We start from the raw sequence: 12,900 nt of genomic DNA on the forward strand, positions 1-12,900 counted from the left end.
CACCCCCGCACCTCTTCCGAAGGGCATGCGGCTTCTCGGCCCCATTCTCCTGCTCCTCGTGTGGGAGGCGGCGTCGCGGCTCGGCCTGATCTCGCCCTATACGCTGGCGGCGCCCTCGACCGCGCTCGCCACCGGCTACGCGCTGATCGCGGACGGATCGCTCCTGCCGCATCTCGCGGCCTCGGCCGCCCGCGCCTACTCCGGCCTCGCGCTCGGCGTGACGGCCGGCGTGGTGCTCGCGCTCCTGTCCGGCCTGACCCGCAGCGGCGAGGCGCTGATCGACGGGCTGGTCCAGGTGAAGCGCGCCGTGCCGACGCTGGCGCTCATCCCGCTTGCCATCATCTGGCTTGGCATCGGCGAGGCGATGAAGGTTTTCCTGATCTTCACGGCCGTCCTCGTGCCCGTCTACATCAACACCCACGCGGCGCTCCGCGGCATCGACATCCGCCATATCGAGCTGGCGCGAACGCTGCGGCTGACGCGCTGGGAGTTCATCCGCAAGGTGGCGCTCCCGGGAGCCTTGCCGGGCTTCTTCGTCTCGCTGCGCCTCGCCGTCGCCCTCTGCTGGACGGCGCTCGTGGTGCTCGAACTCGTGAACACGCAGACCGGCATCGGCTATCTCATGAACCGCGCCCGCGACTGGGGCCAGACCGACATCATCGTCGTCGGCATCCTGATCTACGCCGCGTTGGGGCTCGCCTCGGATGGCGTGGTCCGCGCTGTGGAGCGCCGCGTGCTGCGCTACCGCAGGGGGCTCGGCGCATGACCTTCCATCAGGCTCCGCCACCGGCCGTTTCGCTGCGCGAACTGTCGCGCGGCTTTGCAGGCAAGACTGTCCTCGACCGCCTGTCGCTCCAGATTCCGCACGGCCAGTTCGTAGCGCTGCTCGGAGAATCCGGTTCCGGCAAGACGACGCTCCTGCGGGCGCTCGCCGATCTCGACGAGGACGCCGACACGCAAGGCGAGTTCGCCGTGCCGGACGAGGTCTCGGTCCTGTTCCAGGACGCCCGTCTGCTGCCCTGGATGAGCGTCCTCGACAACGTCGTCCTCGGGTACCGAGCCGCCGCCGCACGCGAGAAGGCAATGACGCTGCTCGATGCCGTCGGGCTCGGCGACAAGGCGGACGTCTGGCCGGACACCCTGTCCGGCGGCCAGAAGCAGCGCGCCGCTCTCGCACGCTCGCTTCTGCGGGAGCCGGACCTCCTCCTTGCCGACGAACCCTTCGGGGCCCTGGACGCGCTCACGCGCATCCGCATGCAGGGCCTGCTGCGCGACCTCGTTCGGCGCCGCAACCCGACCGTCGTCCTCGTCACCCACGATGTCGACGAGGCCCTGCTGCTCGCAGACCGCATCCTTGTCCTGAAGGAGGGGCGGATCGCCGAGGACCACCCTGTGCGTCTCGGCCATCCACGCCTTGCTCACCATCCCGACTTCATCTCTCTACGCCAGCGCCTGCTCGCGAGCCTCGGCGTCGAGGCCGGCCTTGTAGAAGGAGAACGCCCGTGACGCGTCAGCTTCACCTCAACCTCTTCCTGATGCCCCGTGGCCACCACGAGGCCGCATGGCGTCATCGGACCGCGACCCGGCGCGCATTGACCGACTTCGAGCTCTACGTCGAGGCGGCGCGGATCGCAGAGAACGCGCGGTTCGACGCGGTCTTTCTCGCCGACGCCCTCGTGGCCCCCGGCAATGGAGGCCTTGTGGCGAGCGGGGCGCTGGAGCCGCTGACGCTCCTGTCGGCGCTTGCGGCGCGGACCGAAACGATCGGCCTGATCGGAACGGCATCCACGACCTACAGCCACGCCTACACGCTGGCCCGCCAGTTCGCCTCGCTCGACCACCTGTCGCACGGGCGTGTCGGCTGGAACATCGTCACCTCTTGGCTACCGCTGGTCGGCGCCAACTACGGGTTGGAAGACGACGTGCCCCATGCCGATCGCTACGCCATCGCCGAGGAGTTCGTCGAGGCGGTGGACGCGCTCTGGCGCTCCTTCCCGGCCGATGCCGTCCTCGACGACCAGGCGTCGGGCCGCTATCTCGATCCAGCCCGCGTCGTGCCCGCCGACTACCGCGGCGAGCGCATCCGCACGCGCGGTCCGCTCAACGTGCCGGGCAGCCCGCAGGGGCGTCCGGTCTACATTCAGGCTGGGCAGTCCGACACGGGTCGGGACTTCGCGGCGCGCTGGGCGGAGGCGATCTTCACCGCGCACATCAACAAGGAGTCGGCGCGCACCTTCTATGGCGACGTCAAGGGCAGGGCGGCCGCCTACGGGCGCCGGGGCGAGGACATCGTGGTCCTGCCCGGCATCAGCCCGGCGATCGGGTCGACGCAGGCCGAGGCCGAGCGCGTCTGGGAGGAGCTCGACGACCTGACGAGCACCGAAGTGGGCCTCTCGCGCCTGTCTGCCCGCTTCGGCGGACACGATTTCACCGGCGTGCCGCTCGACCGGCCGCTCCGGGCCGGGGACTTTCCCGATCCCGCCAAGGTCGAGGCTTCCAAAAGCCGCGCCATGGGCTACGCCGACGTCGCCTTGAACGAGGGGCTGACGCTTCGCCAGCTCCTGCGCAAGCTCGCAGGCGCGAGGGGACATTTCACGGCAACGGGGACGCCCGAGGCGGTTGCCGACATCATCGAGGACTGGTTCACGACGGGAGCCGCGGACGGCTTCAACGTCATGCCGCCGATCATGCACAGCCAGTTCGAGCTGTTCGCGACCGAGGTGGTGCCGATCCTGCGCCGACGCGGCCTGTTCCGGCAGGAGTACGTGGGTTCGACGCTGCGCGCGCACTTTGGGCTCGGCCCCGTCGCGGAACCTGCACCGCTGGCCCGGTCCGCCTGACTGCGCTCTCGAGCCACATCCGGTGTCGGGCCTTGAACCGTTCGGTCGCTGTGATGCGTTGTACGATCGCTTTCGAGTGGCCGCCGTAGGCCTTTTCGGAAGGGAGCGCGTCCTCTTCGTCGAAGGCAGTCTCGTCGACATCGCGCCATCAGCATTTGTCGCGACCGTTCGACCCGTCCGACCAGCGACAGCCGCGCCCCTTCAAAGCGTCCTTCATTGCGCCGTCCGCTGACCGTTTGCGCGCTTCCTCAATCTTGGATCGCCTCATTTGCTTGGCCCCGCCGATTGCGCCCGCGACGGGGACGGCCCTTCTCCGCAAGGGGCCTCGACTTCGAGGACGGCTTCACCGACAGCTTCGTCAGGTTGCGCTCGATCTCTTCGTTCAGCGTGGCAACACCCTGTCGCACGGTCGGTTCGTCGACATAGACATCGGGGAACCGCTGCGACAGCCAGAGCCAGGCAGTGGCGAGGTTCACGCCGTCCTCCAGACGCTGGAGGTCGCCCGAGCGCAGCGGCGGGAGCGGCGCCCGTTTCCGGGCCGCATGTGCTCTTGCCCAGGTGACGACCGTGTCCATGAACCAAGGGTGGCGCAGCGAGACCGGCACCACGGCATAGGCGAGGCGGTCAAGGAGCGGCAGGCCGATGCCCGACAGCCGCCGTGCCTTCTCGATCTCCTCGTCCATGTCACCGATCTTGAGATCGGGATGATCGAGCACGAGCCGCGAGCGCAGGTAGGCGAGAACCTGATCGAGGGCGTCCGTTTCCAGGAACTCGGCGGCGAGTGCCACGCTGTCGCGGTTGGGTCGCACGAAGGCGCGACCCGCGAGTTCCTTCGGCGGTGTCGAGAGCGCGGCGCGGATTTTCTCGACCCCGTAGTTGCCGCCGCCGATCGATCCGACCCAGCCCTTCTCGAACATGCCGAATCGGCCCGCCCGCCCGCCGATCTGACGGATCTCGGAATGGAGGAGGGCGCGGCGCTTCGTGCCGTCGAACTTGTCGAGCGCCGAGAAGAACACGCGAGAGATGGGAAGGTTGAGTCCCATGCCGATCGCGTCAGTGGCGACGACGATGTCGGCCTCGCCGCTGCGGAAGCGGGCGGCCTCCGCCCGGCGCACCTCGGGGCTGAGAGCGCCATAGACGGTCGCGACCGAAAGGCCGAGGGGGGCGATCTGCTCGCGGAGTTCGTGAACCGCCGCACGGGAGAAGGCGACAACCGCGTCGCCGCGCTGAAGATCCTTCAGGGAGATCGGCTTCGGCCAGGCGTCCAGCTCGTTCTTGCGGGCGAGGGTTCGCACCTCCAGCGGCTCCCCGAGCACCTTGGCCAGGCGCTCCACCATGGGGACGGCGTCCGGCGAGCCGGTCATCACGACGAGGTCGGCCGGTACGCCGAAGAGCGCCTGCGTCCAGGCCCAGCCGCGCTGCCCGTCGGCCAGCATCTGGATCTCGTCGATAACAGCCACATCGATGCGCCGCCCGACATCGATCGTCTCGATGGTGCGGGCATAATGGGTGACATCGTCGCCTGTGTCGCGCTCCTCGCCGGTGACGAGACCCGCCCGCACGCCGCCAGCGGCCAGCGTCTCGCGATGCTCGTGGGCGAGCAGGCGCAGTGGCGACAGGACCTCGGCGGTCGGTGCGTCGATGGCCAGGCGCATGGCCTCGTAGGTCTTGCCGGAGTTCGTCGGGCCCGCGAGGAAGAGGAGCTTCCGGCCGATCGAGCGGGCGAGGGGAAAGAGGTTGGGATAGCGGTCGTAGCCGGACGCTTCGGCGAAGCTCGTGCGTCGACGGCTCTGGCGGCGAAAGGACCGCACCGACCCCAGCACCTTGTCGAACCACTTGTCCGCCGCGCCCCGGACCTCTTCCTCGGAGGCGGACTGTGCCGCAAAGACGAAGCGCTCGAGGTCGGCCTGAACAGCGGCTTTCAGGAACGACGCCGGGTCGCCGAGATCATGCGTCGCCTCGGTGAAACGACGCGCGTAGTCCTGGCCGACCCACGCGAGAGCAACCCGCATGCGCTCGGCCGTCGCGGTCGCATCGGCGGCGACGAACTCGACGGTCGCCTCGACCTCGTCCTCGCGCAGAAGCACGTCGTCGGCCAAGCGCCGGCGTACGTCCGCGGGCGCGCGAACCCGAACGAAGGCCATGAGAAGAGTCTCGCGCTCGACGGGAAAGATCGAGACGAACACCGGGACCTCGACCTCGAAGGCGAGGAAGGAGCTGTCCTTGGCTCGGCGAGCTCGGACCACCTCGCCGGCGCGCGATGTGGCGATCCGCGCGATGCGGTCGGCGTCGTCTTCTTCCGCATCGGGCGTGATTTCGCCTTCCGGAATCTGGGTGATGGCACGCACACGACCCGCCGGAACGAGCATGGCTTTCCGGCGCCCGCCGTCGTCCTTGGCCTTGTCCCCGAAGGGCACTTCCATCCGGCGAACGAGCCCCGCCTCGACGATCTCGAGGCAGCGGGACAGCGAACGTCCGGTGAGCGCCGGAAGCATGCCGATGGGATAGGCGGTAGGCGGCTGCATGAGCTACTTGTCCGAAACTCTGTACGCGATGGGTCGTCGTGGACGACCGCCGCCGGCATGTCCATGCGGTTGAGACCGCGATCGCCGATCCTTTCGCTTCCCGCGATACGAACCGTTTGCCCGTCAGAGCGTCAGGATCTTAGCGAACACGACCCGGGCGCTCATGTCGACCAGAGACATCGCGCCGCCATTGAGGTTCTGTACCTGATCATAAGAGTGGACAGTCAGCTTGCCGCCCATCGATGCGTCGGAAAGTGGGGGGCGGTCTGAGTTGTCGCTCTCTAGAACCGTCGGTCTCCCCTATCGAACCGCCAATCGATTCGTTGACGTCCTTTCGTGCCGCTTGGGGAGTGGTAGGCCTCGTCGCGCCGACGATGCGTTCGACCGGGCGAGGCGATGAAACCCTACCCGGTCTTCTTTGTCAGTGACTGGAGGCCGGTCGGCCCAGCGAATCCACGCTGCTCGCAAGCGCGCTCGCGGTCCAGATCGCGTCCGCGATCGCTCGGGCCGATAGCGTCACCGGAACCGAATGGATGACGTTGGTCGGCATCATCGCGGCTTCACCGACGCGGGCCATCTCGGCGGCCGTGACATCCCCTAGCCCAAGATCCGCCAGGGTCGTCGGCAGTCCGATATCGCGGCAGAAGGACAAGGCTTCGGCGAACTCGGCCTGCGGCCGGTTCTCCAGCACCAAGAGGCAGAGGACACCGAAGGCGACCTTTTCGCCGTGCAAGAAGTGATGCGTCGGCTCGAGGACGGTCAGCGCGTCGTGGATACCATGCGCGCCCGATACACCGCAGTTCTCGAAGCCCAGGCCCGAGAGGAGCGTGTTGGCCTCGATGATATTCTCGACCGCGGTCGTCAGGCGCTCATCCCTTGCCGCGACATAGGCCGCGCGTCCGTCGCGCATCAGCGTGTCGTGGCAGGCGCGGGCGATCTGGTAGCCGCCGACCGTCGTGGCGTAACTGTCGCCGATATAGTTCTTGGACCGCGACTCGACGTTGGAGCGGGCCTCGTAGAAGGTCGAGAGCGCGTCGCCCATGCCGGCGGCGAGAAAGCGCGCCGGCGCCTTCACGATCAACTCGCTGTCGACCAGCACCACGTCCGGGTTGCGCCCGCAGCGCACGACGCGGTCGTAGACGCCTTGCGGAGAATAGATCACGCCGAGCGAGCTCGTCGGGGAATCGGTCGATGCGATGGTGGGCATCGTCACGATCCGCGCGCCGATGTGGAAGGCGGTGATCTTGGCCGTGTCGAGCGCCTTGCCGCCGCCGATACCGACCACCGACGTCGCGCCGGCCTCGCGGCCCGCAGCCACGCAGCGCTCGATCTCGGCGTCCGACGATTCGCCGCCGAAGCGCACGAACTCCGCCGCGACCCCCGCCCCGGCCAGCGCCGACTGGAGTTCGGGGCGCAGCGTGTCCCAGAAGAAGCCGTCGATCACCACCAGCGCCCTGTCGCCGAGCGGGGCGACGTAGCAGCCGAGATCGGAGGCCACGCCCGGGCCCTGGACGTAGCGAAGCGGTCCGCCGTATCCGCGTTGTGTCATCGTGATATATCCTTGATGGCGTTCAGCGCAGCGTCAGGCCGCCGTCGACGGTGTGGATCTCGCCGGTGGTGAAGGAGGCGGCGTCGCTCGCGAGATAGACGACCGAGCCGGCGAGCTCGTCCACCGTGCCGATGCGGTTCTGCACCGCGCTCTTCGCCCAGTGGTTGTTCACGACGTCGGGGTTCTCGCGCAGCACCTCTTCCGTCAGTTCGGTGAGGATGTAGCCGGGCGCGAGCGCGTTGACGCGGATGTTGTGCTCGGCCCACTCGGTGGCGAGGCACTTGGTCAGCATGTGCACCGCCGCCTTCGACACGTTGTAGGCGGAGTGCTTGAACGGCCAGTTCACGATGCGACCGGACATCGAGCCGATGTTGATGATCGAGCCGGACTTCTGGCGGATCATCAGGCGCCCGATCGCCTGGCTGACGAGGAACACGCCATCGAGGTTCACCGCCATCGTGGCGCGCCAGTCGGAAAGCGCATAGGTCTCGGCGTCGCCGGGATAGATGGTGCCGGCGTTGTTGACGAGGATGTCGGCGCGTCCCCAGCGCGCCTCGACTTCCGTCGCCAGCCGCTCCACGTCGGCGGGGTCGGCGACGTCGGCCTGGATCGCGAAGCTGTCGCCGCCGCCGGCGTTCAGCTCGGCCACAAGTTCCCCGGCCTGGGGCAGCGTCGAGCGCACCACGACGCACACGTCCGCGCCGTGCGCGGCGAGCGCCTCCGTCAGCGCCCGGCCGATGCCGCGCGAGCCCCCGGTCACGATGGCCTTGCGGCCGGTCAGGTCGAACATCCGCGCGTAGTCACGCTTGGGCGCCATGGTGGTCCCCCTCCCTTGAAAAGTCTTCTGTCGTTCGATGCGGCGTCAGGCGGGCACGGTGTCGGCCACCCGCGCCAGTGGGACGGGCACCGCCATCGGCTCGCCGAGTTCCCGCTCGATGTGCTCGGCGGTGCGCAGCGCCTGCGCCACGATGGTCAGCGACGGGTTGAAGCCCGTCGAGGACGGCAGGAAGGACGCGTCGACGACGTAGAGATTGTCGACGTCCCAGACCTTGCAGTTGGTGTCGAGGACGGAGGTTGCAGGGTCCTTGCCGAAGCGCGCGGTGCCGCACTGATGCATCGAGACCTTGATGTCCATCTTCTGCGTGATGATCAGGGGATAGCCGAGCGAGCGCATCACCTTCGACCAGACCTTCACCAGCTCGCCGTGCGATTTCAGGTTGTTCGATGTATAGGACAGGCGAATACGGCCGTCGGGATCGACGCTGACGCGGTTCTCCGGGTCGGGCAGGTCCTCCGACATCAGCCACCAGTCCACCGAGCGCTCGGCGAACAGGCCCATCGCCCATTCCGGCGCCCACTTGGCGTTCGCCGTCAGCATGCCGGCCTGCAGCTTGCCGAGGCCCTGGATGTTGCCGAGCGGGTAGGGCCTTTCGGAATTGGCGAGGTAGAAGTCGTTGATCGCCATCGACTTCTGGAAGGTGACGCGGTTCTTCTTGAACGGCGAGATCGCCATCATGGCCGTGTTGTTGTGAGCCATGTAGTTGCGGCCGAGCTGATCGGACGTGTTGTTGCCGAGGCCGCGCGGGTGCTTGTCGTTCGCCGAGCGCAGGAGCAGCGCCGAGGAGTTGATGGCGCCGGCCGACGAGACGAAGATGTCAGCCGAGACCGTGCGGCGCTCGCCCTGGTAGTCGAGCTCGACGGCCGTGACCCGGCCGCCCGACGGGTCGGTGACGAGCCGATGGACGAAGGCTTCGGTGATGAGCGTCACGCCACCCTTGGCAAGCGCGGGGTTGACGAGGCGCACTTCCGCGTCGCCCTTGGCGCCGATCTTGCAGGCGAACCCGTCGCAGGTTCGGCAGCGCGCGCAGGCGCCCCCGTCGTGGTAGTCGATCGCGATCGGCAGCGGAAAGGGGCGCAGACCCTTCTGGCGGAGCTTCCGCTCGAACCAGGCGATCTCCGGCTCGTGGCCGATCGCGGGGTAGGGCATTGGCCCCGAGCGCGGCGGCTCGATCGGATCGACGCCCGCCTCGCCATGCGTGCCCATCAGCCTCTCGGCGCGGGCGTAGTAGGGCTCGAACGTGTCGTAGCCGACCGGCCAGGCAGGCGCGACGCCCGCCTCGTGCTGCAGGTCCTCGAAATCTTCCTTGCGGAAGCGCACGGTGGCTGCCCCGAAGAACTTCGAGTTGCCGCCGACATAGTAGTAGGTCGAGGGGTTGAAGAGCTTGCCGTCGCGGTCGCGCCACTCCTCCTTGGTGGCGTACTTCTTCCTGTGGAAGACGGCGTCGACGCTCCAGTTGTCCTTCTCGCGCGGAAGGCGGGGGCCGCGCTCGATCATCAGGATCTCGCGGCCGGGCGCGGCCAAGGCGTTCGCCAGCGCGCCGCCGCCGACGCCTGCGCCGATGATGACGATGTCGTAGTTATTCTTGAGTTCGCTCATTGTCCCGTTCCTCCCGAACACCCGGCCGCTCGCCTCCCAGCGCGCTGGCGCGACGTCCCGTCCTCACATCATCGCGCCGGCCTGTCGGGGCGTGAATTCGCTGTCGTCGTCGAAGGCTCTGGCGCTCGCCGGCTCGCCGGAAGCAGCTGCCGGAATCTCGGCAAAATGCGGGCATCCGCCGCCTCCGCCGTCCCGTCACCCGCCGTCACGGCAACAGCGTCGTCGCTCATGCGGATCGGCGGGGAGAGGCCTCTCAGGGAGCCCGGCATCAGATCTCCTTGCGTTTGAAGTAGCGGCCGTCCTCGTACATCGCGCTCATCACCGCGAAGGAGGATTCCAGGTGGATCTTCATGGCGAGCTCCGCCTGGTCGGCGTTGCGCCGGCCGAGCGCGCGCACGATGGCGGCGTGCTGTTCGGTCACCTCGGCGAGATGCCCGGGTACCGGCGCCGACAGCTGGCGCATCCGGTCGAGATGCGCCTTCACGAGGTTGATGAACTTCCAGATGCGCGGATAGCGGCTGATGTCGGCGATCGCCGCATGGAAGGCGTCGTCCACCTCGATATATTCGTGCAGCGCGCCGCGCTTGAGAATGTCGCGCATCTCGTCGATCAACCGTTCGAGGCGGCGGATGTCCTCGTCGGTGGCAAAGGCGACGGCGCGCCGGATGCTCTCGATCTCCAACGCCCGGCGGATGACGAAGCCTTCCTCAGCCACCTCGAAGGAAATCTTCGAGACGTACGTCCCCGAGTGCGGAAACACGTCGACGAGGTCCTCGTCGGCGAGCCGCTTGATCGCCTCGCGCACCGGCGTGCGGGAGACGCCATAGGCGAGGCACAGTTCCTTTTCGGAGATCACCGAGCCAGGGACCATCGACAGCCGCACGATGGCGTGGCGCAGCATCTCATATATCTGTTCGGCTTTCAGCGTCGGCTTTTCCGCCGGCGAGCGCCTGTCTTTCACAGCGCTAGTCCCTGCAATCATTGCATAATCCGACGGATCTGATGGGGTGTTGACAACCTGGAACCGGTCTGGCTTCAATAACTCATATATCGGTTGACGGCGCAAGGCGCAATCCGATACGAGATCGAACCGCGGCGGAGGAGGCCGCCACGGACCGGCCGGCCGGTCCGCCCCATCCGAACCATCATCGCAGTCCTGATCGCGTGGCGCATCCGGGCGAGCGCCGGCCCATGCCGGCGGCGCTGCGGCCCGCCCCGACGAGACCCATCGCGCCCGATCGGCGCGGCCAGCCCCCTGGCCGTGGACGATGCCGCGCATCCCATATGTCGACAAGTACGAGAGTGCCGGCCATGGCCCTGATCACCTATCTCACCCGCATCGAGTTCGACGAAGGCGCCATCGCCAAGCTGCCCTCCATCCTCGAAGGGCTGAACGTGGCGCGCCCGCTGGTGGTGACCGACCGGGGGCTCGTCGCGAGCGGCCTTGTGGAACGGGTGCTCTCCCTCTTCGCCGAGCGCCCGTTGGTCTTCTCCGACACGCCTGCCAATCCTACCGAAGCGGCGACCGAGGCAGCCTTCGCGCTCTACCGCGCCGAAGGCTGCGACGGGATCGTCGGTCTTGGCGGTGGTTCGTCGATCGATCTCGCCAAGGCCGTGCGGCTCCTCAGCGGCCACGAGGGGCCGCTCGCTCAGTACACCGCGGTCGAGGGGGGCGCCGCCCGGATCCACGCTCGCATCTGCCCGCTGGTGGCGGTCCCGACGACGTCGGGCACCGGCTCCGAGGTCGGGCGCGCCGCCGTCATCATCACGGCAGAAGGGCGCAAGCTCGGCATCGTCAGCCCGCACATGCTGCCCTCGGTCGCCTTGTGTGATCCCGAGCTGACCTACGGCCTGCCGCCGTTCCTGACGGCCGCGACCGGCATGGACGCGATCTCGCACTGTCTCGAGACCTTCATGGCGCCGTCCGTCAACCCGCCGGCCGACGCCATCGCGATCGACGGTCTGAAGCGCGGCATGGGCGCGATCCGGATGGCGGTGCGCGACGGCTCCGACCCGCGTGCGCGCTGGGAGATGATGATGTGCGCGCTGGAGGGCGCGATGGCCTTCCAGAAGGGCCTCGGCGCGGTGCACGCGCTGACCCATCCGCTCGGCGCGGTGCGCGAATTGAACCTTCACCACGGCACGCTGAACGCCGTCCTGATGCCCGCGGTCCTCCGGTTCAACCGCGAGACGATCGGCGCGAAGTGGCAGGTTCTGGCCGACATCCTCGGCGGCGAGCCGGACGCCGTGATCGCCGACCTCGTGCGCGACATCGGCATGCCGTCCGGCCTTCGCGCCATGGGCGTCACCGACGAGATGATGGAGCGCGTCGCCGGCGAGGCGCTGAAGGACCATTGCCACGGCACCAACCCGCGGATCCCGACCCGCGAGGACTACCTCGAACTGCTTCGCCAGTCCGCCTGAGGGCGGCGGCGCCATTCCAAGCGGGGCGGCGGGGGGCCGCCTCGTCCACCGATCACTGGGAGGACCGACATGACCGACTTCGACGACAACAGCCTTGAGGCCGCCCGCCTGCGCCTGACGCGCCGCGGGTTCCTGAGCGGGGCCGCCGCGCTCACCGTGGCCGCGGCGCTCGCCCGTCCGAACTTCGCCTTCGCGCAGGACGCGCAGTTCTGCGCCTCGCTCGGCTGGACGGTCTGGGAATCGGGCCGTCACATCGTGGCCGGCTACGAGGACGCCGTGAAGCGCCTCGGCGGCACGCTGACGATCGCCGACGCCAACTACGACGTGAAGAAGCAGGCCGACCAGATCGCCGCCTTCGTGGCGTCGAAGCCCGCGGCGATCTTCATCACGCCCGCCGACGCCGCCGCGATCGCCCCGGCCGTACAGGCCGCGGTCGCCTCCGGCATCCCGATCTTCTGCGGCGACAGCTACGTGCCCAACACGACGGTGACCTCCACCGCCATGTCCAACAATTTCGGCCTCGGCTCCTATGGCGCGCAGTACATCGCCGACCGCCTGAAGGGGAAGGGCAAGGTCGCCATGGTCTGCCTGCCCTCCAACGAGTCCTGGGACCAGCGCACGCTCGGCGCGAAATCGATCTTCACGCGCTATCCCGACCTGGAGGTCGTGTCCGAGATCGCGTTCGCGCTCGGCGGCACGACGACGCCGCGCCAGGTGGTCGACAACATCCTCACCGCCAATCCCGAGCTCGACGCCATCTGGTGCGCCTGGGACGGCGCGGCCTCGGAGGGCACGCTGGCCATCAAGGCCTCGGGCCGCGACGTGTTCATCACCGGCATCGACGGCGGCGCGCAGTCCTTCGAGTACATCCAGGCCGGCTCGCCCTTCGCGCTCACCATGGCGCAGAGCTTCTACGAGATGGCCTACATGAACGCCTTCTTCGCGCACGAGGTGATCGCCGGGCGCAAGGCGCCGCGCTTCGTCATCACCCCGTCCTACGCGGTGACGCAGGAAAGCCTCGCCGACATCGACATCCCCGACACCTACGACCAGCCCGGCGAGGCCGCCAAGCTCGGCTGGAACCGCGTGCTCTGATCACGCCGACGTAACGCAAGGAGGGCGGGG

At 68.2% G+C, this 12,900-nt stretch carries 10 protein-coding genes; 5 read left to right on the forward strand and 5 right to left on the reverse strand.

The window, feature by feature from the left end; genetic code table 11:
• Positions 1–25: 25 nt before the first annotated feature.
• From AUL34_RS14760 to AUL34_RS14770, 3 genes are read left to right on the forward strand one after another with little or no spacing between them, the layout of a single operon-like run.
• A complete protein-coding gene (locus AUL34_RS14760) occupies positions 26–766 on the forward strand; it encodes an ABC transporter permease (RefSeq protein ID WP_244492591.1) in 741 nt (246 codons plus the stop codon).
• Positions 763–1,506: an ABC transporter ATP-binding protein gene (locus AUL34_RS14765; RefSeq protein ID WP_061935116.1), complete on the forward strand. Its 744-nt coding sequence runs from the start codon at positions 763–765 to the stop codon at positions 1,504–1,506. The genes AUL34_RS14760 and AUL34_RS14765 overlap by 4 nt, the downstream gene beginning before the upstream one ends.
• Positions 1,507–1,535: 29 nt before the next feature.
• Positions 1,536–2,840, forward strand: coding sequence for an LLM class flavin-dependent oxidoreductase (locus AUL34_RS14770; RefSeq protein WP_202814962.1), 1,305 nt, complete (start codon positions 1,536–1,538; stop codon positions 2,838–2,840).
• Positions 2,841–3,088: 248 nt separating this feature from the next.
• On the opposite strand, the gene AUL34_RS14775 is transcribed toward AUL34_RS14770, so the two are convergent.
• From AUL34_RS14775 to AUL34_RS14795, 5 genes are all read right to left on the reverse strand, one after another.
• Positions 3,089–5,365 (reverse strand): helicase-related protein, encoded by a 2,277-nt coding sequence (locus AUL34_RS14775; RefSeq protein ID WP_061935120.1) that lies wholly within the window; start codon positions 5,363–5,365, stop codon positions 3,089–3,091.
• A 421-nt stretch (positions 5,366–5,786) separates the two neighbouring features.
• Positions 5,787–6,914, reverse strand: coding sequence for a glycerol dehydrogenase (locus tag AUL34_RS14780; protein ID WP_061935122.1), 1,128 nt, complete (start codon positions 6,912–6,914; stop codon positions 5,787–5,789).
• Between the two features lie 22 nt (positions 6,915–6,936).
• Complete coding sequence (locus AUL34_RS14785; protein ID WP_061935124.1) at positions 6,937–7,731, reverse strand: SDR family NAD(P)-dependent oxidoreductase; 795 nt, start codon at positions 7,729–7,731, stop codon at positions 6,937–6,939.
• A gap of 45 nt (positions 7,732–7,776) precedes the next feature.
• The gene (locus AUL34_RS14790) at positions 7,777–9,351 is read right to left on the reverse strand and encodes a GMC family oxidoreductase (RefSeq protein ID WP_061935126.1); all 1,575 of its coding nucleotides are present in this window, start codon (positions 9,349–9,351) and stop codon (positions 7,777–7,779) included.
• 268 nt (positions 9,352–9,619) lie between these two features.
• Positions 9,620–10,630, reverse strand: a complete 1,011-nt coding sequence (locus tag AUL34_RS14795; RefSeq protein WP_244492592.1) for a GntR family transcriptional regulator — start codon at positions 10,628–10,630, stop codon at positions 9,620–9,622.
• A gap of 32 nt (positions 10,631–10,662) precedes the next feature.
• Between AUL34_RS14795 and AUL34_RS14800 the strand changes: the two genes are divergently transcribed.
• On the forward strand, positions 10,663–11,775 hold the full coding sequence (locus AUL34_RS14800) for an iron-containing alcohol dehydrogenase (RefSeq protein WP_061935130.1): 1,113 nt from the start codon (positions 10,663–10,665) through the stop codon (positions 11,773–11,775).
• Positions 11,776–11,844: 69 nt separating this feature from the next.
• Positions 11,845–12,870: a sugar ABC transporter substrate-binding protein gene (locus tag AUL34_RS14805; RefSeq protein ID WP_061935132.1), complete on the forward strand. Its 1,026-nt coding sequence runs from the start codon at positions 11,845–11,847 to the stop codon at positions 12,868–12,870.
• Positions 12,871–12,900: the final 30 nt, after the last annotated feature.

The sequence above is a fragment of the Aureimonas sp. AU22 genome (assembly GCF_001463745.1).
GTDB lineage: Bacteria > Pseudomonadota > Alphaproteobacteria > Rhizobiales > Rhizobiaceae > Aureimonas.